Source organism: Pseudomonas sp. PGPR N4 (assembly GCF_059693665.1).
The window spans coordinates 681444-703380 of record NZ_JCAUKV010000002.1; the positions used below are offsets into that span (position 1 = coordinate 681444).

Genomic DNA, 21937 nt, shown 5'->3' on the forward strand with positions numbered 1-21937 from the left:
ATGACCGTTCAGGCAAAAGCTCGAAACATTATGCTGCTGGTCATGTCTGCTACAACATGTGCAACATGACGCGCGTGCAATCCACAATCAGGGGATATCCCACTTATGCAACGTTTTCTTAGCATCGCCCTGGCGCTGTGCCTCGGCCTGACGCTGAGCCTGGACGCCAATGCCAAACGCTTCGGCGGCGGCAAGAGCTCGGGCGCCGCGCCTATGCACCAGACTCGCCAGGCTACGCCAAACACTCCAGCTGCCGCACCAAATGCTGCAGGTCGTGCGCCGGCCGCCGCCAGCGGTGCTTCGCGCTGGTTGGGCCCACTCGCTGGCCTGGCCGCCGGTGGTCTGCTGGCCTCCATGTTCATGGGTGACGGTTTCCAGGGCATGCAGATCATGGACTTCCTGATCATGGGCCTGATCGCCTTCCTGGTGTTCCGCTTCATCGCTGCGCGTCGCCGCAAGCAACAACCACAAGTTGCTGCTGCAGGCCATGCACCGTTCCAGCGTGAGGCTTACAACCAGCAAGCAGCGCAGCCGTCGATCTTCGGTGGTTCTGCAGCACCTGTTGCTGCCGCACCTGCGATCAACGCACCCGCCTGGTTCAACGAGCAAAGCTTCCTGAATGCCGCGCGCAGCCACTTCCAGACGCTGCAGCAGCACTGGGACGCCAACGAGATGGACAAGATCTCCGAGTTCGTGACCCCGCAACTGCTTGCGTTCCTCAAGCGCGAGCGCGCTGATCTGGGTGATGGCTTCCAGTCCACCTACATCGACAACCTCGAAGTACAGTTGGACGGTGTCGAAGATCGCGCCGACAAGACTATCGCCACCCTGACCTTCAGCGGTGTGTCGAAAACCTCGCGTTTCGACCAGGGCGAGGCGTTCAGCGAAAGCTGGCACATGGAGCGCGCCCAAGGCGACAACCAGCCTTGGCTGGTCGCCGGTATCCGCCAAAACGGCTGATCCAGGCTTGCTGCATAAAAAACCCCGGGCTTGCCCGGGGTTTTTGCTTTTGCCAGAGCGCCCTACTAGGGTATAACCCGCAGCGTTGTCATCAAGCGAGAGGATGTGAACCGTGGAAGAAGTGATCGAACAACTGCGTGAAGCCAATGAGCCGGTGCCGGTGCCCCTGGAGCTTCCTGACGAAGATCAGTTGGTCGAAGTCGAGGAGCAGCTGTTCATCAATATTCCGTTCGTATTCAAGGAATATCTGCTGACAGTCAGCGATGTGATCTACGGCAGCCTGGAGCCGGTCACCGTCACCGACCCACAGTCACACACCTATCTGCCGGAAGTTGCTGCCAACGCCTGGGATGCCGGCGTACCACGCGAGCTGATCCCGATCTGTCAGGATGGCGAGAACTACTACTGCGTCGAAGAAGACGGCACCGTGGTGCTGTGGTCGGGCGAAGAAGAGCTGGTCACCGAAGAAAGCTGGGAATCGGTCTGGCACTGGGCGCGCGACGTCTGGCTGGAAAGCTGATCCGGCTCAACGCAATCGCGGCGCACTCTGCACCGCGATTGCGTTGAATGTCAGTGGGCCTGATCGCGGTTGTTTTCCAGGGTTTCGAGCAGAGCGATCTGCATCCGCGTGTGCACGCGGATGAACCAACGCCACAGTACCGCGACAACCACCGCAGCAACCACCACGATCACCAGCAGCAGCTCGTTGGTCGGCAAGATACTCGCCGACAACGCCGACAGCAGCAGGAAGATCACCAGCAGTGACAACAACGGGATAACCTCGGCGATCACCCGCCGGACCCGCTGCGTATGCCGCCCGGCCATCTCTGGCTTGACCCCCATCTCCGCCAACAGCATCGACAGTGCCTTGAGCTTGCGGTACGCCGCAATCAGGAACGGCAGCGACAGCAACAGCGCGGCGCCCCAGATCAGCGCCTTCTGCTGGCTGACATCGCCCAGCCACTCGTTCAGCCAAAGGCCGATCCGCTCGGCAAAGTAGCCCCCGGTAAAGAAGATCGCGATCACCAACGCCAGGTTGACCCCTACCTGCAGCAGGATGCGCCGGATCATCGCCGCGAGCATGGCACCCTCACCTTGCGGCTGAATGCTGCGCAGCCATTCGCCATACAGCGACAGCACCCGCGACAGCCGGCTGGGCATGATCTGGCCGAGCTTGATCGACAGCGGATCAGCCGCCCGAATCAGATACGGCGTAAGCAAGGTAGTAATCGCCGAGACCGCTACCGCCACCGGATAGAGGAAGTCGCTGGTGACCTGCAAGGTCATGCCCAGCGCGGCGATGATGAACGAGAACTCGCCAATCTGCGACAGGCCCATGCCGACCCGCAGCGAGGTACGCCCATCGTTGCCGGCAATGAACGCACCCATGCCGCACGAGAGCATCTTGCCCAGCACCACGGCAAAGGTGATCACCACAATCGGCCAGGCGTAGTCGACCAGCACCTGCGGGTCGATCATCAGGCCGATGGCCACAAAGAAGATCGCGCTGAACATGTCGCGTACCGGCTCGATCAAGCGTTCGATCTTCAGCAGTTGCCGCGACTCGGCCATGATCGCACCGATCAGGAAGGCACCGAGGACCATGCTGTACTCGAGCTTGACCACCAGCAGGCAGAAGCCGAAGCACAGCCCCAGCACGGTGATCAGGAGCATCTCGTTGCTTTCGAACTTGGCCACGTAGGCCAGCAGCCGCGGCACCAGCAGAATGCCGATGACCAACGCCACGATCATGAACAGCGACAGCTTGCCGACTGTGGAGAAGACTTCGCCAGAGCTTACCGAGCCGCTGACGGCGATACCCGAAAGCAAGGCGATGATGCCGATACCGAGGATGTCCTCGACGATCAGCACGCCGAAGATCAGCTGCGCGAAGCGCTCGTTCTTCATCTTCAGGTCATTGAGGGCTTTTACTATGATGGTGGTCGAGGAAATCGCCAGGATCGCGCCGAGGAACAGCGAGTCCATGGTGTTCCAACCGAACCAGCGGCCGATTTCGAAACCGATCCAGATCATCAGGACGATTTCCAGGAAGGCCGCGATAAATGCCGTGGCACCCACCTTGAACAACTTGCGCAGGCTGAACTCAAGGCCCAGGCAGAACATCAGGAAGATCACCCCAAGCTCGGCCAGGGTCTTGATCGTGTCTTCGTCGTGAATGAGGCCAAATGGCGGGGTGTGCGGGCCGATGATAAAGCCGGCAACGATGTAACCCAGGACCACCGGCTGTTTCAACCGATGAAAGAGGATGGTGACCACGCCCGCCACCAACATGATTACGGCAAGATCCTGGATGAAGCTTATGGCATGCATGGCGTGCTACTCCTTGTTCACGGTGCCAGAGCAGACCGCTCCTCCGCTGAGGCGAACCTGAGCGGGCAGCAAGTACATACTGTGATTAAAGCGGGAAAGCCCATGTTGCATGGGCCGACTCAGGTTACCATCGCGCCCGGACGCAAAACGTCTGCGCAATATGCAGAAACAGATCGGTTGATGTGCTGCTGCACGTTTTGTGATGTGAGCTGTGACCGCTGCCCGGGTCTGGTGCACAACACCGCTGACGGCCCATGCGCGTGACGACGGAGCGCTCTGCGGCGTCCCGTATCTAGATCGGAAATTCAACAGGGGTACCAAGAAGTGTCTGCAGATACCGGCCCCGATTCAGCGCAACCTCACCGTGAGCACTCTATGGAACCTGGAAACGCCCAGCTGACTATGACCGTCCTGATGACCCCGGACATGGCCAACTTCTCCGGCAACGTACACGGCGGCACCTTGCTCAAATACCTCGACGAGGTGGCCTATGCGTGCGCCAGCCGTTATGCGGGGACGTATGTAGTGACCCTGTCGGTCGATCAGGTAGTGTTCCGCGAGCCTGTGCATGTCGGTGAGCTGGTGACGTTCATGGCATCGGTCAACTACACCGGCAATACGTCGATGGAAGTCGGCATCAAAGTGGTGACCGAGAACATTCGTGAGCGCTCCGTTCGCCACTCCAACAGCTGCTTCTTCACCATGGTGGCGGTGGATGACAATCGCCGGCCAGTCCCGGTCCCGGCGCGCCTGCCGCAAAGCAGCGAAGAAAAACGCCGCTTCCTCCAAGGAAAACAGCGCCGGCAGATCCGTCAGGAGCTGGAAAAACGCTACCAGGACCTGAAAACCGACTCGATTTAAACGCTCAGGCGCTGCGCTTCGAAACGCACCCGCGGATGGGCAATGCGATCCTGGGCTCGCACCAGCTGCAGTTCGTAGCTGGCGCAGGCTTGGGTTTCCAGCAGCACCTCATGGACAGCCGCTGCGGTGTATTCAAACGCTTGCAGCCAGCTGTCGCCCAGCAGCACGCGAGCCAGGAACAGCCCTGAGGTGAGGTCACCGACGCCAACCGGCTGGCGTGGGAAGCACAGCAGCGGCCGGCGCAGGTGCCAGCAGTCTTCGCCGGTTACCAGCAGCATTTCGAAAGAATCTTCGGCGCGGCCGGGATAGCTCAGGTGCTTGACCAGCACCACCTGCGGCCCGCGGGCGAGCAGGTTGCGCGCCATGGCCACGCAATCTTCCAGCGACTGCGCCTTGCGCCCGCTGAAGCTGTCCAGCTCAAGCTGGTTAGGGCAGAGAATATCGGCCTTGGCCGCGGCCTGTTGCAGAAGGAACTCGCTGACCTCGGCCGGCACGCTGCAGCCCTTCTCGGCATGGCCCATGACCGGGTCGCACAGATACAGCGCCTTTGGGTTAACCGCCTTGATCCGCTCGACGCCAGCCAGAATCGCCCGTCCCTGCTCGGCGCTGCCCAGATACCCGGACAACACCGCATCGCAGTTGCCCAGCTCGCCGATGTTGGCAATGCCTTCCACCAACGCAGGAATTTGCGCTGGAGCAAGCACTTCTCCGGCCCACTGGCCATACTGAGTATGGTTGGAGAACTGCACCGTGTTCAGCGGCCAGACATTCACGCCTATGCGCTGCATGGGAAACACCGCGGCGCTGTTTCCGGCGTGGCCGAAGACCACATGGGATTGGATCGCGAGCAAGTGCGGCGTGCGTTTCATGCAGAGGTTTCCAAAACTGATTTCAAGATAAGAACGTCGCGCAGTATGAACCCGATTGCCACCTGTACGACAGGCCAGGGACGCAGTTAAGCTGGATCTACCTGTTTGGAGCATATGCAAATGTTGACCCTGGAGAACCTCTTCTTCCTGATGCTGCTGGCCAGCGGCGGCGCCTGGCTGTGGCATAATCACGGGCTGCGCGAGAAAGCCCTCGAGCGGGTCAAACAGCATTGCGCCAAACTCGACCTGGAGCTGCTGGACGAGGCCGTAGCGCTCAAGCGTATTGGCTTTGTCCGCGACGCCAACGGCCGCAAGCGCCTGGCGCGGATCTACAACTTCGAGTTCACCGTGACGGGCGAGCAGCGCCATCCGGGTACGGTCACACAGTTTGGTGCACACACCATGCAGATCGAACTGGCGCCCTACCCGTTCGAAATCAAACCGGCGCCGCGCAGCGACAACGTGATCGAGATGCAGCAGTGGCGCCAGGAGCACAACCGCTGGAGCAACGATCAGCGCTGAATACGGCAGTCGGTCATGGCCTGCTGCAGCGCAGCTATAGGCTGCTCTTGCTCGAAGATCAGCTCCAGCCGTGAATCCTTGCGCCATTCGCTGCGCTGCCAACTCAAGGCGCCGTCAGCTAGCCCGTTGAACGACTGCCAGCCAGTTGTGCTGTGGATAACTCCTTTGGCTCTGAGCCAGGCCGTGGTGCTGAGAAAATGCTCGATGCGGCCTTGTTCGAAGCGTTGGGATGGATGCCAGCGCCAGCCACAGCTCCAACCACCTTCGCCTTTTTTAGCGGCAAACAATGGCTTGTCGCTACTTGTCCACAATGAGGCGGCTGGCTGGAGATAGTTGTCCTCAGGCAACGGCGCAACCGTCACAGCATGGGTCGGGCCTGTGGAAAACTGTAAAAGTTCTGCGATCGCCAGCCGTCCTTGTTCGGTCCAGAAAGCGGGTTTGCCGGATAACTGCGCGGTTATTGCCAGCCGCTGAGGATTATCCACAGCGTCGGCCTTGTTGATTATCAACAGCTCCGCTGCCGCCAGCGCTTGTTGCTGCGCCTCTGCCAAGCGCTCTCCCCTGACCAATGCTGACGCATCCAGTACCATCATCAGTGGCTGCAACTGCAGTATGCCGGCCCAGGGCGCCTGGCTTAACTGCTGCAACAGCTGCAACGGATGACCCAGGCCGGACGGCTCAATAAACAGCCGGTCCGGGCGAGCTTTGCGCAGCAGCCGACCCAGCCCAACCTGAAACGGCACGCCATTGACGCAGCACAAGCAGCCACCGGCAACCTCAGCGATGGCAACGCCGTCTTCGTCACGGTGCAACAGCGCAGCGTCCAGGCCAATCTGACCAAACTCGTTGACCAGCACTGCCCAGCGCTCATTGGCAGGCCTTTGCACAAGCAAATGGCCAATCAGGCTGGTCTTGCCGGCGCCTAGAGGGCCGGCAACAATGTGGGTGGGGATGTTCTTGAGCATGTCGATGGATCTGCGCAGAGCGAGGCAAAGCGGCCCCGTAACCGGAAGCGTCCACTATGCCCCGCCGGCTCAGGCAGTCAAGGCTAGCCTGCGAATCGCGAGGTTATCCACAGGCATCGTTTTACGCTGCCATATCCTCAGGCCAAGCGCCGAACGGGTCTGAAAATTTCAGCCACGCGTCAGAACCAGCGGCCATCTCCTCATCAGTTAATAGGCACGCATCCAGCGCTGTGGATAACTGTGCAAAGTCGATGTTCTGCCCGATGAATACCAGTTCCTGACGGCAATCACCGGCTTCCTCACTCCAGTGACCCAGGATCGCAGCCTTGCTGGCGTCGTCCTGCGGCCACTGGTCCTCCGGCACAAAACACCACCAGCGCCCCGCATAGCTGTAGCGCATCATGCCGCCCGCCTGCGACCAACTACCCGCCTCCTGATACTTGCTGGCAAGCCAGAAGAAGCCTTTCGAGCGCAGCAGTCGGCCGTTGGTCCATGGCTTGTGGATAAAGTCGAAGAACCGCTGCGGGTGCAGTGGCCGACGCGCCTGCCAGGAACTTGCGGCGATGCCGTATTCCTCGGTCTCTGGTACGTGCTCGCCGCGCAGCTCCTGCAGCCAGCCGGGTGCCTGCGCTGCCTGCTCGAAGTCGAACAGCCCGGTGTCGAGAATCTGCGCCAGCGGCACTTGGCCCATCACCATCGGCACGATTTGCGCGCGGGCATTGAGGCTACGCAGGATCGCCATCAGCTCGTTGCGCTGGTCCTGGCCGATCAGGTCGATCTTGCTCAGCAGCAGCACATCGGCGAACTCGATCTGCTCGATCAGTAGGTCACTGATCGAACGCTCATCGTCTTCGCCCAGCGTCTCACCGCGGCTGGCCAAGGTATCTGCGGCCTGGAAGTCGTGCAGAAAATTCAACCCGTCAACCACGGTCACCATGGTGTCGAGCCGGGCCAGGTCAGACAGGCTCCGACCTTGTTCATCGCGGAAGGTGAAGGTCTCGGCGACTGGTAGCGGTTCGGAGATGCCGGTCGACTCGACCAGCAGGTAATCGAAGCGGCCGTCCTCGGCCAGCCGGGCCACTTCTTCGAGCAGGTCTTCGCGCAGGGTGCAGCAGATGCAGCCGTTGCTCATCTCGATCAGTTTTTCCTCGGCGCGGTTGAGGCTGACGTTGCGCTGCACTTCGCTGGCATCGATGTTGATTTCGCTCATGTCGTTGACGATGACGGCGACGCGCAGGTTATCGCGGTTGCGCAGCACATGATTGAGCAAGGTGCTTTTGCCTGCGCCAAGAAAGCCAGACAGCACGGTGACGGGGAGACGGGTGGACATGGCAAACCTCATCAGGCGAACGCATTCGAAACGATGCATTTGCTTAATGTTATATTATAACAATACAATTTGGCCAACCTGTCCTGCGAATAATCTCTCCCGGAAGCCACCCATGATCCTGCCCGATATTGCTGCACAGATGGACGCACAGGCCCTGCCGCTGGATTGGGTCGGCATGCAAGGCATCGCGCTGCCCGTGACCATCGAGGGGCACCGGGTGAGTGCTCGCGCCAGCGCAGGTGTCAATCTGGTTGATGGACGCTCGCGCGGTATCCACATGTCGCGCTTGTACCTGGCATTGCAAAGCCTTGAGCAGGACGAACTGTCGCCTCTTGTCTTGCGCCGCCTGCTCAGCGAGTTCCTCGACACCCACGAAGGCCTGTCTACGGCCGCTCATTGCAGTCTGAGTTTTGATTATCTGGTCAATCGACCTGCGTTGATCAGCTCGCTAGCCGGCTGGAAGAGCTATCCAGTAACCGTTGATGCGTCGATCAAAAACGAAATGTTCCACGTGGAACTATTTGTGCGGATTGCCTATTCCTCGACATGCCCATGTTCCGCTGCGCTGGCGCGTCAGCTCATTCAGCAGCAGTTCCTGGATGATTTCGCTGGTGTGGAACTGCAGCAAGAGGCAGTGCTTGCCTGGCTCGGCAGCAGTGAAGGCATCGTCGCCACACCGCACAGCCAGCGCAGCGAAGCACACATCAAGGTGAGGTTAGCCACGAGCGACGACACAATGCCTTTAAGAGTGCTGGTAGATAGCACGGAGGCAGCATTGGGTACTGCGGTGCAGACAGCGGTGAAGCGCGCCGATGAGCAGGCCTTTGCTTTAGCCAATGGGCAGAACCTGATGTTCTGCGAAGATGCTGCCCGCCGACTGCATGTAGCGATGCAGGCGCTGCCTTGGGCAAATGGATTCAGCGTAAAGGTCGAGCACGCAGAGAGCCTGCATGCGCACGATGCGGTAGCCGTCAGCGAATGGCGCTGGTGAAACAACAACCGGCTGCTGGGGCAGCCGGTTGCAACAACAGCGCTTAGCCGCCCACCCGTGGCTTGACCGTGCCACAGTCGCTACCCAGCCACAGCGCGCGGGTATTCATGCTGCCCTTCTGTTCCACACCCGAAGCATTGAAGGTGCCGTTGACCTTGGTGGTGAATTCGCGGTCACTGAGGAATGTCGCTTCACCCTGACCCTGCGCTTTCGGGCAGCTGAATTCAAACTTCCAGACCTTGCCGGTGCGGTCAGTGATCTTCTGGGTGCAGCCGGACTTGGGGTCCTGCAGCGGAATATCGTCGGTCTTGACCTGCTCCGGTGTCAGGCACGAGCGCACGCCATTGCCACCAACGGTAATACCTTGCTTAGCCAGCACGCCTTCCATCATCGCCCGTTGCTCGGGCGGCAGGTTCTTCAGCTGACCAAGCATGAAGCCCATGTCGGGCAGCGCTTTGCCATCGACCTGCATGTCGCTGGTGGTCAGCTCCCACAGCCCAGGCTGGAGCATTTGTGCGTGGACCAACGGGCTGGTCAGACCCACGACCAGGGCGAACAGGGGCAGGCGGATGTTCATCAATAAATGCTCCTTGGCATAACCGGGCAACTGGCCGGACTCAGCTTAGACGTCAAATTTGTCAGTCGGTTGCACGCTAGACTAGACCCGTGGTCTGTTATCAGTAGTCTTCTCAGCAAGCAGGATGCACATGGATTACCACAGCCTCTATTTCTTCGGTTACGTGATTGGCTTCACTCATTTATTGGGGATGGTAGCTGCTCTGCATGCCGTGCTCACCGTGCGCACTGCCCAGGGCGCAATTGCTTGGGCGATGCCGTTGCTGTTCATCCCATATCTGGCATTGATCCCTTATCTAGTCTTCGGCGCCCGCTCGTTCAACGCCTATATCAAGGCGCGCCGTCAGGCCAACCAGGAAATGCACGTGGCGATGGCCAACCTGAACTGGCGGCCATGGGTTGAAGAAGCATTGGCGGCGCGCGAGTCGGACAGTTACAAGGCCCTGCGCGCCATGCCCAAGCTGGGTCGCATGCCGTGCCTGGCGAACAACCAGGTCAAGCTGCTGATCAATGGCCGGGCTACCTTTGACGCGATCTTTGCTGCGATCGACAAAGCGCGGCAAGCGGTGCTGGTCCAGTTTTTCATCATCCACGACGACATCATCGGCCGCGAGCTGCAGCAGTTGCTGTTGTGCAAGGCGGGCGAGGGTGTGCAGGTTTTCGTCCTATACGACCGCATCGGCAGCCACGCGCTGCCTGCCAGCTACGTGAAGGCGCTGCGCGATGGCGGTGTGCAAGTAAAGGCTTTCGCCACCCGTGGCGGCTGGTTCAACCGCTTTCAGGTCAACTTCCGCAACCACCGCAAGATCGTCGTGGCCGATGGTGAAGTCGGCTTTATCGGTGGGCATAACGTCGGCGATGAATACCTGGGCGGCAACCCACAGCTGTCCCCTTGGCGCGATACCCATGTCCAGATCAACGGCCCAGCCGTGGCCTGCCTGCAGGAGTCATTTGCCGAGGACTGGTACTGGGCAACGCGCGAGCTGTCGCCGCTGATTCTGCAGGACAACTACCCGGACAACGGCGTGCTCTGCCAGCTGCTGGCGAGCGGCCCGGCTGATCCCCAGGAAACCTGCTCGCTGTTCTTCGTCGAGGCTATCCATTCGGCGGTGCACCGGGTGTGGATAACCACGCCCTACTTCATCCCCGACGAGGCCGTGTTTGCCGCATTGCGCCTGGCTGTGATGCGCGGCGTGGACGTGCGCGTGCTGATTCCGGCGCGACCGGACCACCGCGTGGTCTACGCTGCTTCCAGCCTTTTTGCCTTCGAAGCGGTGCGCGCCGGCGTGCGCATGTTCCGCTACCAGCCAGGCTTCCTGCATCAGAAGGTGGTGTTGGTTGACGATGAGGTCAGCGCCATTGGCAGCGCCAACCTGGACAACCGCTCGTTCAGGCTGAATTTCGAAATCACCCTGCTGACCGTTGACCGGGCGTTTGCCGATCAGGTCGAGGCGATGTTGCAGGAGGACTTCTCCCACGCCAAGGAGATCACTGCCGAGGACAGCCGCGATACCCATCGCCTGCAACAGCTTGGCATGCGTATCGCTCGGCTGATATCTCCGGTGCTCTGAGAGCGCTCAGCGATACAGATCTTCGCGCGTCCATGGCAGATCGTGGTGGCCATCGGCATAGGGTTTGACCGCGAGGATCTGGTGCAGGTTGATCCAGCCCTTGCTGAAGGCATAGGCACACCCCGCCAGATACAGCCGCCAGATACGCAGAGTCTTGGCCGGTACTATCGCCGCTGCCCGGTGCAGCTGGTGCTCGAGGTTTTCACTCCACTGATGCAGCGTCCTCGCGTAATGCAAGCGCAGGCTCTCGACATCCACCACCTCGAGCCCGGCGGTGCAGATGCTGCTACTGATCATCGACAGGTGCGGCAGCTCGCCATTGGGGAACACGTAACGGTCGATGAACGCGCCCGCCCCTCTGCCCACCGGTCGGCCATCCACATGACGCGCCGTGATGCCATGATTCATCACCACCCCACCCTCACGCACGGCGCCGAACAACGTCTGGCAATACAGGTCGAGGTTGGCATGGCCGACATGCTCGAACATGCCGACACTGACCACCTTGTCGAAGCGTCCGTCCTGCGGCAGATCGCGATAGTCGAGGATCTGCAGATCGACCCGCTTGGTCAGCCCCTCCTCCTTGACCCGCTGGCGCGCCAGCTTGAGCTGCTCCTTGCTCAAGGTGATGCCGAACACCTTGGCGCCATACTCACGCGCAGCAAAGCGCGCCAGCCCGCCCCAGCCACAGCCGACGTCCAACAGATAGTCGTCCTGCTGCAGGCGTAGCTTGCGACACAGGTGGTCGAACTTGTCTTGCTGGGCCTGATCGAGGGTGTTGTCCGGCTCCTTGAAGTAGGCGCACGAGTAGGCCATGTCCTGGTCCAGCCACAGCTGGTAGAACTCATTGGACACATCGTAGTGGTAGGAGATGGCCTGCGCATCGGTGTGCTTGTCGTGCGCGGAGCGTACCGGTGCGGTGTCCTGCTGCCCCACCAGCAAGGCATCGCTGAGCTCATCGCAGACCCGGATCGCCTCGCCGATATCGCCTTCCAACTCCAGCTTGCCTTCAACGAACGCAGTGCCCAGCTCACCCATGCTGGGGTGGCTGAGCTGGCTGATCAGTTGCGGCTCCTTGATCAGGATGGTGACCTGAGGGCTAGGCCCCAGATCGAACTGATTGCCATCCCAAAGCTTGAGACGCAAGGGTAAATGCAGCTGCTGCAGTGCGGGTGGAAGTTGCGCTTGCATGAAGAGTCCCCCGTATGAAGTTCGGACGTCTTCGCAACAGGGTAGTACAGCTACTCAGCCAGGGAGCTGACGCTGGTCGGCCAGGGTCAGCGAGGCGCGCTGACGTCGGCCTGACCGCTCGCCAACAACGCCCCACGAACAAAGCCTTGCGCCAGGCGTCGCTCGATGAACCCGCGAACGTATGCAGCGCCGGCATCCCTGCCGCGTGGCACTGCCATGGCCTGGCGAATAGCGGTAAACGCGCCGTCCATTACCCGGTACTCAGGGTTACCCAAGGCAAACTGCTCCAGCGGCTGACGCACCCCTGCCGCGGCATCCAGCCCATTGGCGATGAACAGATCCACGGCGGCAGGGGACGTGTCTGCACGCTCCAACTGCGCATGCTGCAGGGTACGGGACAGATACAGATCATAGGCCGCGCCCTTGCTCACAGCGATACGGGTTTGAGCCTGATCGAGCTCGTCCACGTGCTGCCAGGCTGAATTACGCTTGACCAGATAAGTACCTTCGATGAGCACATAGGGCTCGGTGAAATCGATCTGAGCGGCCCGCACCGGCTCGATCGCCAGGAACGCAACACGCCACAGGTCTTGGTCCAACGCCGCAAACACCTTGCCGGCGGCGTCGAAGCCGGTTATCTGCAATTCGACACCGAGTTCAGCGGCCAGCGCTTTGGCCAAGGCAACGGACACGCCCAAGGGTGTGCCATCAGCGCCCTGCTGGGCGAGGACCGGATTGCCGTAGTTGATCGCAACTCGCAGCGTTCCTTCGGGAGCAAGATCGGCTAATACTTCTGGGGTCATCCCGTGCATGTCAGGGTTCCGCTGCAATGGCTGGCTGGATTGCCGAGGGTATAGGAGTGGCGCCCATCATTCACTCCACCGCCTCGTACGGCAAGCCAACATAGTTCTCCGCAATCGTTTTACGCCCGGCTTCCGAGCTCACGAAGTATTCCAGTTCGGTCTGCTGCATGCGTTGGCTGAAGGCGTCGGTGCCCGGGAATTGATGCAACACCGAGGTCATCCACCAAGAGAAGCGTTCGGCCTTCCAGACTCGGCGCAGGCAGATCTGCGAGTAACGCTCGAGCAGGTCCTGGCGGCCTTCGTGGTAGTACTTGAGCAGGATTCGGTAAAGGGTGCTGACGTCGCTGGCGGCCAGGTTCAAGCCCTTGGCGCCGGTAGGCGGGACGATGTGGGCGGCATCCCCGACCAGGAACAGGTGGCCATACTGCATTGGCTCGACCACGAAGCTGCGCAGCGGCGCGATGCTTTTCTCGATGGAGGGGCCGGTAATCAGCTTGGCGGCAACGGCTTCGGGCAGACGGCTCTTGAGTTCGTCCCAGAAGCGCTGATCCGACCAGTCTTCGACTTTTTCATCGCTGGCGACCTGCACGTAGTAACGAGTGCGCGTGGGCGAGCGCATGCTGCACAGGGCAAAGCCGCGCTCATGGCTGGCGTAGATCAGTTCTTCGTTGACCGGCGGCGTATCGGCCAGTACACCCAGCCAGCCGAACGGATACACCCGCTCAAATTCCTTGAGCACGCCGTCCGGGATCAATTTGCGGGAAACGCCGTGATAGCCATCGCAGCCGGCGATCAGGTCGCAGTCGATGCGCACCTGGTTACCGTCCTGGATGAACGTGACGTAAGGCTTGTTGCCCTTCAACTCGTGCAGTTGCACATCGCTGGCGTCGTAGTAGGTAGGCGCACCACTTTGCCGGCGAGCCTGCATGAGGTCACGGGTAACCTCGGTCTGGCCGTAGATCATCACGGTCTTGCCGCCAGTCAGTTCGCGCAGGTTGATGTGCTCGACACGACCGTTGAAGGCCAGCTCGAAACCATCGTGCACCAGCCCTTCCTGATCCATCCGTGCACCAACACCCGCCTCGCGCAGCAGATCAACCATACCTTGCTCAAGCACGCCGGCGCGGATCCGGCCGAGGACATAGTCAGGGCTCTGGCGCTCAATGATCACGTTGTCGATACCGGCGTTTTGCAGCAGTTGGCCGAGCAGCAGTCCAGACGGACCCGCCCCGATAATGGCAATTTGAGTCTTCATTGTTCTTATCCTCATGAGCCGGGGCTCAGGGTTACGATTAGTCGTTCTGTATTTTTCGCAGATAGAGGTTCCATAAGAAGGCACTTTCTGCTTTATTTTTAGGACTTTTCGAGGATCTGCGGATATCGGCAATGGCGAATGTGAATGGCATCCCGGTGTTCAAGCTCTACGGCGAGACGTCCTGGCCGACGCCAGATCTGATCCACTGCGAGTCGATTCCTGAGCGCAGTCGTCTGCATGACTGGGAAATCAAGACCCACCGCCACGGCGATCTGGCGCAATTGCTCTACGTGCAGGCCGGGCAGGCACGAGTCGTGGTCGAAGATGTCGAACAGCAAGTAAGCGGTGGTGCCTTACAGATCGTTCCGGTGATGAGCATTCACGGGTTTCGCTTTTCCGAGGACATCCAAGGCTATGTGATCAGCTTGGCCAAGCCGGTACTCGACCGCTTTGCGCCGCTGCTCGAAGGCAAGCCAATGGCTGAGGCACACTGCTACCTGGCTGGCGAAGACCGAGCCTACCTGGAGCAGTTGTTCGCCCAGTTGACCGAGGAATACGTATTGCGCCGACCGGAGCGCGACTTGATGTTGCAGTCGCTGCTGTGTGCCCTGCTGGTATGGATCTCACGGCGTGCTCGCGAGCGTGCTCAGCACATCGCGAAACCCCGTGAGCGCGGGATGCAGCACCTTGATCATCTGGCGCAGCTGATAGAAAAGCACTTCCGGGAACACCAGCAGATTGATGACTACGCCCGGCAGATCGGCGTCAGCACTGCCCACCTCAATGCGCTGTGTCGGCAACTTGCCGGCCAGTCTGCGCTGCAACTGGTCAACCAGCGGGTGATCCTCGAGGCCAAGCGCAACCTGGTCTACACCTCAATGACCATCGGCCAGGTGGCCGACAGTCTGGGCTTTGCCGAACAGGCTTACTTTTCGCGCTTCTTCAAGCGGGCTACCGGGCTGACGCCGAAGGAATTCCGGCTGCAACGCCGGGAGGTTTAGATGCTTTACAGGCCAAGCTCGGTCAGGCCTGGGTGATCATCCGGGCGGCGGCCCAGTGGCCAGTGGAACTTGCGCTCGCTTTCCTTGATAGGCATGTCGTTAATGCTGGCGAAACGACGATGCATCAGGCCATCCGATTCGAACTCCCAGTTCTCGTTACCGTAGGAGCGGAACCAGTTACCTGAGTCATCATGCCACTCATACGCGTAGCGAACGGCGATGCGATTATCGGTAAAGGCCCAGAGCTCCTTGATCAGGCGATAATCGAGTTCTTTTTTCCACTTGCGGGTGAGAAAGCCTTTGGCTTCTTCGCGATTGGCGGCAAATTCAGCGCGGTTACGCCATTTGGTATCCAGCGTGTAAGCGAGCGAGACTTTCTCGGCATCCCGGCTGTTCCAACCGTCTTCAGCCAGTCGAACTTTTTCAATCGCTGTTTCGCGCTTGAAAGGAGGAAGTGGCGGGCGAGTTTGGGCATTGGACATGGTCGTGACTCCAGTCGAGCAGGATAGATAAGTTTGAGTTGTTTCTCTGCAGCTCAAGCGTTAGGGCGTGAACTGCTTCAGCAACATCCGCGCAACGTCCTTTGCATCATCAGCGGCGTGATGATCACCCATGACTCGCGCCATGGTGATTGCGCCTTCCATCAACACCAGTAACTGCCTGGCTAACACCAACGGTTGCTCGGTGTTCAATTGCTCGGTCAGTTCAAGCGTGTAGTCCAGGAGCTTTTGCTTGTGCAGCTTTGCGATCTGGCGGATGGGATCATCGGGATTCCCAACCTCGCCTGCTGTATTGATGAAGGCACAGCCACAAAAACCCTCGGATTCGAACCAGCCCTTCAAAACAGAGAACATAGTAAGCACACGGTCATACGGCGTAGCCGCTTTGTCGCACTCTGTTCTAAACCATTGCATCCATCGCACATCGCGCGCACTCAGCGCCGCAGCGGCCACCTCATCCTTGGTAGCGAAATGGTTGTAGATGCCCTTGCGTGACACGCCAGAGGTCTTCACCAGTAGATCCATGCCTGTGGCATGAATACCGTTCTGGTAAATGAGTTTTTCGGCGGTTGCGAGGATCTGGTCTCGATGATCTATCGTTGGTCTGCCCATGGATTAAATGTAGAACGATCGTTCTCTACATTCAAGCAGCAACTGCTGAATTTTCGAATAGATGAGTGAGCGCTGGGGAAAGCCAAGTAGCCGGCATATCACCGTGGGGGGCTGAAGATGGCGGTGAGATCGGTGTCGGCGGCAACATGCTCGCAGTTGTAGCGATGAAGGCAAGGGATCAGGCTGCGAGCCAATCGCAACCGGAGCAGCCTTGTCGCCCCGGTTGTGTTCCCACTAACTATCCGCTGGCGGCGTACAGATCTACTCTGGATCGCGGCCGAGTGGTGTATCCGGGAGGGCGTTTAACTCGCGTCAGCCATATTGCATGGCCAACCAACTGGGTGCTCGGAACATAGTTTGACACAGAGGCCCCCAGAATCCGCTGGGTTCAGCGACGGGGGTACCGCCCGAAAACTAAATATAGTTTGACACAGCCAAGCACACTGTCGAAAAAGCCCACTCGCTTTTCGGATTAAAGTTTGACACAAACAGCCAGCCTATCAGCGGTCAGCCCATTATTCTCAAGGTCGTCCGCCCCCATCTCCAGGTGGCCTGAGCGAGCGGGCTGTCCGTCGGTAAGGTAAAGCATGCTAGTAGGGCACTTCGCTGAGCTTGATGCAGTTCATACTGCGTGCCTACATGTTCAGCATATCGTCATGACACGTACCTCAAGCCATCAGAGGTAAAAACGTTCATTTGCATGGTGCCGTGAACCGCATTCGCAAGGAAATCAGGCCCCAAAGCGTGATATCACTGGGCTACAATCAGTCATAGCGCTCACGCTCAGTCATCACAAACGCCTGCTGATGCCTGGCCCGAAATATGGATATTTCAATGCACACGTCTGCTGCACCTCGAACAATTCCAATTCTGTCCTCCCCGTCGCCGAGCAGTAGCCCAGCGCGCGGGCACCTTGGCGCGCGCCGCCGATAGGAAACTCGACTGTCTATGAATTACTTCACCGAAACGGCAGCTAACATCCTCGGCAATAAGAAGCTGCGCAGCCCGCAGATCGAGGCCTACATCAAAGCACTGGAGCATTTCGAAAACTCCAATGAAGATGCGCTGATCGTCCTGCCGACCGGCACAGGTAAAAGTGGCCTGATCTCTATCGTGCCGTTTGGCCTGGCAAAGGGTCGCGTGTTGATCATCACACCGGGCTTGGTCACCAAACAGAGCATCCGAAAGACCCAGGACCTGCTGGAAGACAATTTCTGGATCAATTTCGATGTGATTTTCAGTGCTGAGGATCTGCCGGTCACGTGTGAATTCACGTCAGATACACATCAGTCCAGCCTGGAACAGGCCCATTTCGTCTACTCGAACATCCAACAGGTGTACAACGAGCGCGGACAGTCACTAATTAAGCGGGTGGCCCCAGACTTCTTCGACCTGATCATCATCGATGAGGGGCACCATGCGCCGGCGGGCAGTTGGCAAAAGACCTTGGCCCATTTCTCCAAGGCAAAGAAGATTTTCGTGACAGGCACCCCATTCCGCGGCGACAACCAGGAAGTGCCAGGTAAGCTGATCCACAAGACGCCGCTTTCTGAGGTGATGCGTGATCGGTACGTGAAGTGGCTAAGGAAAGAGACCGTCAGTGCTCACGAGCTTTACTTCACAATCGCTGAGCAGCCAGGTACCCGGCTATCCAAGGAACAAGTCCTCGAATACAAGGACCGAGAGTGGGTAGAGCGTAGCGTCGCCCTGTCTCCAGAATGCTCAATGGACGTTATCGACCTGAGCATTCAGAAGCTGGATGAGCTTCGGAAAACCTCTCCAAAAGTGCCTCACAAGATTCTCGCTGTTGGCTGCAGCATCACCCATGCTGAGGACCTGCGCACCTGGTATCAATCCAAGAACCTGAGGGTGGCTGTCGTGCACAGCTACATGGATCAGGCCGATATCGCTGCAGCGTTTCGAGTAATCGACAACCATCAATGCGATGTCGTCATCTCCGTGAACATGCTTATGGAAGGCTACGACCATCGGTACCTCACAGTTCTTGCGCTTTTCCGGCCCTACCGAAGCGAAAACGCCTTTGCACAGATCGTCGGCAGAGTCCTGCGCGCGATTCCGGAAGAGGAAATCACGGCCTTTGAGATCGATAACAACGCCGTGGTGATCTATCACAAGGAAACCGGCCTGGACGCGATGTGGATGGCCTTCCAGACAGAGGTTGATCGGGCGAAACATCAGCGAACCCGCGACTACACCATCACGGATGAGGACTACACCCGCAAAGAGCAGGAGTTGGGTGGTGTTTCCACCTCTGAAGCGTTCGTGAGTGACCAGGACTCCTACCTTGTAGACTTGGACTTCAATAAGATCTTTTCCGAGAAAAGGGCCGAGGTCGAATCCATCGCGACTCAAAAGGTCCAGGCCCTTGCTGGTCTCGAGGGTTACGACGCGGATGTTCTGGCGCAGCTCAAAAGCGTGTTTCTCAACGCCGAGACGAAGAAAGCGGCTCAGATTATAGATCCCAACCTTGTGGAAAAGCGGCCCGAGATCGCCCGCAAGCAGCTGCGCGAGATCTTGACGAAGAAGGCTCAAGACGAGGTCGCGACCTTGCTCAGCGACCTGCAGATCCCAGAAAAAGCTTCTACCCTTTATCCGATATTCAAGAACCACCTGCCGATGGTGAAACCCAACACACCTAACGACGGTATACTGGTTAGCTTTATCAACACCAAGCTGGCGAAGAAATTCGGTAGGGTTGCTGACCGCGACAATGGCTTGCTGACCAGGTCAATTGAGGACGTGGAAGTGATCATCAACGAACTGAGGAGAATGCTGAAATGAGTCTTGAATCCATCAAAATACTGGTTGATGAGCTCTCGACTCTCCACGTAACCCGTGGCGTTCAGCCAAGTGAGCTCATCGACAATCTCTTCGAGGATGACTACGTCGAGTCCTCGGCCCGGAAAACCTCTCAGGGCTTGGTGTTCGAGCTGACCTTCCACGAGGCAGATGATGACGGATCGTCGAACAAGGTCACCATGCGCTACACCTACGACCTCAGCCGTCATCTGGTGCTTGTCGAGCAGAAGGTCGCTGCTAAGCGCTTCGCCATTCAGTGGGATCGCACCCGCGCCGTTCAAGAACGGTTGGCTAAACTTGAAGCGCTGCTCTCTGACCGGCTGCCACAGGAGAGCGTCGCCGCGATCCTATCGACCATGCCGCAAGACTACCTCGCAATCGCTCCTCGTCTGCGGTTGGTAGCCTAACCCTCGTCTTCTCCTCACTGCGGCTGATCGTCAAGCAGCGATGATATCGCCGCAGTGAATCTGCTCAATACGCCGATACGTCTCGTACAGAGAGATCAGGTCTCCTTGGGCCATGATCTCCAGAGGCGTGCGCCCCTCAAAGAATGGGTTGGCATTCTTGAACCCTGGAAAGCCCTTCACATTATCCTGGTTGCTGAATGCAACTCTCAAGAATCCGTGGATACCTATCACCAGGCTAATCCGCTGCTGCTGATCCAAATCCAGTCTTTGCCCACACTCCTGACCCCGCGCAGCGCGGCGATAGGTCGATTGAGAGATCCGTAGGATGCTGCAAGCCTGCGCCGGTGTTGCTCGCCAGGCATTGATGATTCGAAGCGCGACCTTCAAGCCGACCGAACACTGCTCACCTCTGAGGCGCTGTCTGTTGATCATGATTTCAACTCCTACGCTTTTAATGAGCTTACCGCTGACCAAGCGGGCGATCAAAGCTGCTACCGTCCTTGTACCGGACTCGATCACTCCAAATAATTCGCGTTTTCCAAAAAACCGCTCGATGGCCTATTGCGGTAGTAAGCGTTTCCACCAAGAACAACGTTGAAGCCGGGAGGTCCCTGCCAATCTCGTGATACGCCAGTTGATCTGAGTAGAGCCTCCGGATCTACGCCATGTTTTGCGAAGCCCTCCAAATCCCATTCGAAGAAGCTCACTAAAACGTGAAATACCGGGTTTGCAACGCTGGAAACCACATGGAGGCTGCCAGTGTTAATCGGAAGGTTAAGTCTAACCATATCGTCAACAGCACAAATCAATCTCCTCAACCGGAAGTGCCAAACCGATTCCAAGTGGAGATCAACCTGTTCTAGAGCTAGGGGAAATTTGTGCTTACGGGTTGCGCAATGCCTCCGCAGATTGATCGGGAGTAAATTCTGTAAATTGGTAATGTTTACCCGCTTCTGCCCTCTCGAAATCCGATACATCTCCTCAGCCCCCTTAATCAAGATGGCAGCAAACTCTTTGTCACGAGGGTCAGTGGCGCTTTCAACCTCAATAGGCGTGGGTTTTGGCTTGCTGAGCTTCGCCATCAGCCACGACTTGTCGTTCTCGTAAAGCCACCGTGTCGCCTTATAGGCATTCTGCCAGAGATATTCCAAGCTGATGTCCGCCCGAATCGCCAAGAGAGTTTCAATTTTCTGACGAAACTGGGCCTCTTTGCCCACGAGTGGTTTACCTTGCAGCCCGCGCAGCCTAGCACCTGCAATACTTTGAAGTACGCTTTCTTTCTTCAAGGCACTTTCAAACGCATCAACACTGCCGAACAAGTGCAGCGCGATAATCATATGCCGTGCAAGGGGCATGTCCATCTGCCCATTGTGGGAAGTAAACCTTATCCACTGCTCATGCTTTCCCGCGGCGTAGGCGCTGCACATCTGCGACAAGGCTTGATCGCCATATGTATCACGAATGCTGTCAAACAGCTTTGCTGTTCCAGCAAACCTTCCGTGTATGAAGCCCCGTTTTTTGCATTGTCGTAAATAGCTGGAACACAAAGCATCACTACTCATCGGCGGTAAATTGCGCTGTAGCAGTTCGTGTGCGAATTGGGCAAATTTCTTTTCAAGCTGAGCACCCTGACTCACTGGCGCAGGGGTGAGCGTGCTCCAACCGCATACACACGGCTCAGAAAGGCTCGGTAGCATCCGATTCTTTCTGAAGAATGGGTGAGAGCATCTCGGGCATGCTTGCATCAACAGGTCACCGTGACGCCAACAGACGGACACACCAGGCAAGTGATGCGAGCGATGCCAGTAGGCGTAACCCAATTCGAGAAGGTCCTGCTGAACGCAGGTTGGACAGAGTTTTGCCTTGCAGTGGACCGTCCCCTCCCTGCGGGGAATTCGGGCTACTCCAGTGAAGCTGAAACCTGTCGAAAGCCCTTCCGCCCCTTCACTGATCCCCAGAAATGGTCGGTAAGCGGGAAAGGTAGTGTTGGTGCAGATCAGCTCGTCAAGATTGCTTGCTGTGACACCTGGAAGCCTGGCAGCAAGCACCTCAATTTTCTTCGGGAGCATACCGACGTTGAAGGGATTCGAGCCAAACAGATCGCGGAAAGTCTCCCCTACGGTTCTGTTACCTGAAAGGAAGTGGTAGCGCGTGATACGAGAGTGCAGCATCTCGTCCGGCATCGACATAGGGAAAAATAGAAGATCAGACATCAGTTACCGACTTACAAGGTAGGGCTCGGAAAGGACGCATATCCAGTGATCGGTATACTTGTAACACACCAAATCCTGTACCAGGGTCAGGACTTTTGAAAATTTACACAAAGCACGACGTCAATTAGTCATAGTACTTTGACACCGTTGCACGCTATA

21 protein-coding genes are annotated in these 21937 nt (G+C 58.2%); 9 read left to right on the plus strand and 12 right to left on the minus strand.

Annotated elements, in window-relative coordinates; translation table 11 throughout:
- Positions 1-105 precede the first annotated feature (105 nt).
- Positions 106-960 (plus strand): Tim44 domain-containing protein, encoded by an 855-nt coding sequence (locus AC58X1_RS12745; protein WP_101322820.1) that lies wholly within the window; start codon positions 106-108, stop codon positions 958-960.
- A gap of 112 nt (positions 961-1072) precedes the next feature.
- The gene (locus tag AC58X1_RS12750; RefSeq protein WP_101322819.1) at positions 1073-1480 is read left to right on the plus strand and encodes an SMI1/KNR4 family protein; all 408 of its coding nucleotides are present in this window, start codon (positions 1073-1075) and stop codon (positions 1478-1480) included.
- Between the two features lie 50 nt (positions 1481-1530).
- On the opposite strand, the gene AC58X1_RS12755 is transcribed toward AC58X1_RS12750, so the two are convergent.
- Entirely contained in the window at positions 1531-3291 is a 1761-nt protein-coding gene (locus AC58X1_RS12755; protein ID WP_181105916.1) for a cation:proton antiporter, read from the minus strand.
- A 375-nt stretch (positions 3292-3666) separates the two neighbouring features.
- On the opposite strand from AC58X1_RS12755, the gene AC58X1_RS12760 reads away from it, so the two are divergent.
- Entirely contained in the window at positions 3667-4152 is a 486-nt protein-coding gene (locus tag AC58X1_RS12760; protein ID WP_101322816.1) for an acyl-CoA thioesterase, read from the plus strand.
- Here the strand turns inward: AC58X1_RS12760 and pdxY are convergent.
- Positions 4149-5021, minus strand: coding sequence for a pyridoxal kinase PdxY (gene pdxY / locus AC58X1_RS12765; RefSeq protein ID WP_101322815.1), 873 nt, complete (start codon positions 5019-5021; stop codon positions 4149-4151). The two genes, AC58X1_RS12760 and pdxY, sit on opposite strands and share 4 nt — an antisense overlap.
- A 120-nt stretch (positions 5022-5141) precedes the next feature.
- On the opposite strand from pdxY, the gene AC58X1_RS12770 reads away from it, so the two are divergent.
- Complete coding sequence (locus AC58X1_RS12770) at positions 5142-5543, plus strand: DUF3301 domain-containing protein (RefSeq protein ID WP_150570353.1); 402 nt, start codon at positions 5142-5144, stop codon at positions 5541-5543.
- Here AC58X1_RS12770 and AC58X1_RS12775 read toward each other — a convergent pair.
- Both AC58X1_RS12775 and zigA read right to left on the minus strand, forming a co-directional pair.
- Positions 5534-6508 (minus strand): CobW family GTP-binding protein, encoded by a 975-nt coding sequence (locus AC58X1_RS12775; protein ID WP_150570335.1) that lies wholly within the window; start codon positions 6506-6508, stop codon positions 5534-5536. The two genes, AC58X1_RS12770 and AC58X1_RS12775, sit on opposite strands and share 10 nt — an antisense overlap.
- Positions 6509-6629: 121 nt before the next feature.
- Positions 6630-7838 (minus strand): zinc metallochaperone GTPase ZigA, encoded by a 1209-nt coding sequence (zigA, locus tag AC58X1_RS12780; RefSeq protein ID WP_497428919.1) that lies wholly within the window; start codon positions 7836-7838, stop codon positions 6630-6632.
- A 112-nt stretch (positions 7839-7950) separates the two neighbouring features.
- On the opposite strand from zigA, the gene folE2 reads away from it, so the two are divergent.
- Positions 7951-8829 carry a GTP cyclohydrolase FolE2 gene (gene folE2 / locus AC58X1_RS12785; protein WP_497428920.1) on the plus strand — a complete coding sequence of 293 codons (879 nt, stop codon included), beginning with the start codon at positions 7951-7953 and terminating at the stop codon, positions 8827-8829.
- 43 nt (positions 8830-8872) lie between these two features.
- Here the strand turns inward: folE2 and AC58X1_RS12790 are convergent, their stop codons facing one another.
- The gene (locus AC58X1_RS12790) at positions 8873-9406 is read right to left on the minus strand and encodes a DUF3617 domain-containing protein (RefSeq protein ID WP_101322810.1); all 534 of its coding nucleotides are present in this window, start codon (positions 9404-9406) and stop codon (positions 8873-8875) included.
- 130 nt (positions 9407-9536) lie between these two features.
- Between AC58X1_RS12790 and cls the strand changes: the two genes are divergently transcribed.
- Complete coding sequence (gene cls / locus AC58X1_RS12795) at positions 9537-10976, plus strand: cardiolipin synthase (protein ID WP_497428921.1); 1440 nt, start codon at positions 9537-9539, stop codon at positions 10974-10976.
- A gap of 6 nt (positions 10977-10982) precedes the next feature.
- Here the strand turns inward: cls and cfaB are convergent, their stop codons facing one another.
- The 3 genes from cfaB to pobA form a co-directional block, all read right to left on the minus strand.
- On the minus strand, positions 10983-12167 hold the full coding sequence (gene cfaB / locus AC58X1_RS12800) for a C17 cyclopropane fatty acid synthase CfaB (RefSeq protein ID WP_101322808.1): 1185 nt from the start codon (positions 12165-12167) through the stop codon (positions 10983-10985).
- 86 nt (positions 12168-12253) lie between these two features.
- Entirely contained in the window at positions 12254-12979 is a 726-nt protein-coding gene (locus AC58X1_RS12805; RefSeq protein WP_497428922.1) for a transporter substrate-binding domain-containing protein, read from the minus strand.
- A gap of 61 nt (positions 12980-13040) precedes the next feature.
- Entirely contained in the window at positions 13041-14225 is a 1185-nt protein-coding gene (gene pobA, locus AC58X1_RS12810; protein ID WP_497428923.1) for a 4-hydroxybenzoate 3-monooxygenase, read from the minus strand.
- A gap of 131 nt (positions 14226-14356) precedes the next feature.
- On the opposite strand from pobA, the gene AC58X1_RS12815 reads away from it, so the two are divergent.
- Positions 14357-15226 carry a helix-turn-helix domain-containing protein gene (locus AC58X1_RS12815; protein WP_150570328.1) on the plus strand — a complete coding sequence of 290 codons (870 nt, stop codon included), beginning with the start codon at positions 14357-14359 and terminating at the stop codon, positions 15224-15226.
- A gap of 5 nt (positions 15227-15231) precedes the next feature.
- On the opposite strand, the gene AC58X1_RS12820 is transcribed toward AC58X1_RS12815, so the two are convergent.
- Complete coding sequence (locus tag AC58X1_RS12820; protein WP_497428924.1) at positions 15232-15708, minus strand: nuclear transport factor 2 family protein; 477 nt, start codon at positions 15706-15708, stop codon at positions 15232-15234.
- Between the two features lie 60 nt (positions 15709-15768).
- The gene (locus AC58X1_RS12825; protein ID WP_497428925.1) at positions 15769-16338 is read right to left on the minus strand and encodes a TetR/AcrR family transcriptional regulator; all 570 of its coding nucleotides are present in this window, start codon (positions 16336-16338) and stop codon (positions 15769-15771) included.
- Positions 16339-17286: 948 nt separating this feature from the next.
- Here AC58X1_RS12825 and AC58X1_RS12830 point away from each other — a divergent pair.
- On the plus strand, positions 17287-19140 hold the full coding sequence (locus AC58X1_RS12830) for a DEAD/DEAH box helicase (RefSeq protein ID WP_150570325.1): 1854 nt from the start codon (positions 17287-17289) through the stop codon (positions 19138-19140).
- The gene (locus AC58X1_RS12835) at positions 19137-19565 is read left to right on the plus strand and encodes a hypothetical protein (protein WP_497428926.1); all 429 of its coding nucleotides are present in this window, start codon (positions 19137-19139) and stop codon (positions 19563-19565) included. The genes AC58X1_RS12830 and AC58X1_RS12835 overlap by 4 nt, the downstream gene beginning before the upstream one ends.
- A gap of 30 nt (positions 19566-19595) precedes the next feature.
- Here the strand turns inward: AC58X1_RS12835 and AC58X1_RS12840 are convergent, their stop codons facing one another.
- Positions 19596-19997, minus strand: a complete 402-nt coding sequence (locus AC58X1_RS12840) for an antitoxin Xre-like helix-turn-helix domain-containing protein (RefSeq protein ID WP_497428927.1) — start codon at positions 19995-19997, stop codon at positions 19596-19598.
- 83 nt (positions 19998-20080) lie between these two features.
- Positions 20081-21778, minus strand: coding sequence for a TniQ family protein (locus tag AC58X1_RS12845; protein WP_497428928.1), 1698 nt, complete (start codon positions 21776-21778; stop codon positions 20081-20083).
- Positions 21779-21937: the final 159 nt, after the last annotated feature.

Bases quoted from the DNA above. Each gene is read 5' to 3' on its own strand.
- AC58X1_RS12745 (WP_101322820.1), top strand. From the start codon at position 106: ATGCAACGTTTTCTTAGCATCGCCCTGGCGCTGTGCCTCGGCCTGACG.
- AC58X1_RS12755 (WP_181105916.1), bottom strand. From the start codon at position 3,291: ATGCATGCCATAAGCTTCATCCAGGATCTTGCCGTAATCATGTTGGTG.
- AC58X1_RS12760 (WP_101322816.1), top strand. From the start codon at position 3,667: ATGGAACCTGGAAACGCCCAGCTGACTATGACCGTCCTGATGACCCCG.
- pdxY (WP_101322815.1), bottom strand. From the start codon at position 5,021: ATGAAACGCACGCCGCACTTGCTCGCGATCCAATCCCATGTGGTCTTC.
- AC58X1_RS12770 (WP_150570353.1), top strand. From the start codon at position 5,142: ATGTTGACCCTGGAGAACCTCTTCTTCCTGATGCTGCTGGCCAGCGGC.
- AC58X1_RS12775 (WP_150570335.1), bottom strand. From the start codon at position 6,508: ATGCTCAAGAACATCCCCACCCACATTGTTGCCGGCCCTCTAGGCGCC.
- zigA (WP_497428919.1), bottom strand. From the start codon at position 7,838: ATGTCCACCCGTCTCCCCGTCACCGTGCTGTCTGGCTTTCTTGGCGCA.
- folE2 (WP_497428920.1), top strand. From the start codon at position 7,951: ATGATCCTGCCCGATATTGCTGCACAGATGGACGCACAGGCCCTGCCG.
- AC58X1_RS12790 (WP_101322810.1), bottom strand. From the start codon at position 9,406: ATGAACATCCGCCTGCCCCTGTTCGCCCTGGTCGTGGGTCTGACCAGC.
- cls (WP_497428921.1), top strand. From the start codon at position 9,537: ATGGATTACCACAGCCTCTATTTCTTCGGTTACGTGATTGGCTTCACT.
- cfaB (WP_101322808.1), bottom strand. From the start codon at position 12,167: ATGCAAGCGCAACTTCCACCCGCACTGCAGCAGCTGCATTTACCCTTG.
- AC58X1_RS12805 (WP_497428922.1), bottom strand. From the start codon at position 12,979: ATGCACGGGATGACCCCAGAAGTATTAGCCGATCTTGCTCCCGAAGGA.
- pobA (WP_497428923.1), bottom strand. From the start codon at position 14,225: ATGAAGACTCAAATTGCCATTATCGGGGCGGGTCCGTCTGGACTGCTG.
- AC58X1_RS12815 (WP_150570328.1), top strand. From the start codon at position 14,357: ATGGCGAATGTGAATGGCATCCCGGTGTTCAAGCTCTACGGCGAGACG.
- AC58X1_RS12820 (WP_497428924.1), bottom strand. From the start codon at position 15,708: ATGTCCAATGCCCAAACTCGCCCGCCACTTCCTCCTTTCAAGCGCGAA.
- AC58X1_RS12825 (WP_497428925.1), bottom strand. From the start codon at position 16,338: ATGGGCAGACCAACGATAGATCATCGAGACCAGATCCTCGCAACCGCC.
- AC58X1_RS12830 (WP_150570325.1), top strand. From the start codon at position 17,287: ATGAATTACTTCACCGAAACGGCAGCTAACATCCTCGGCAATAAGAAG.
- AC58X1_RS12835 (WP_497428926.1), top strand. From the start codon at position 19,137: ATGAGTCTTGAATCCATCAAAATACTGGTTGATGAGCTCTCGACTCTC.
- AC58X1_RS12840 (WP_497428927.1), bottom strand. From the start codon at position 19,997: ATGATCAACAGACAGCGCCTCAGAGGTGAGCAGTGTTCGGTCGGCTTG.
- AC58X1_RS12845 (WP_497428928.1), bottom strand. From the start codon at position 21,778: ATGTCTGATCTTCTATTTTTCCCTATGTCGATGCCGGACGAGATGCTG.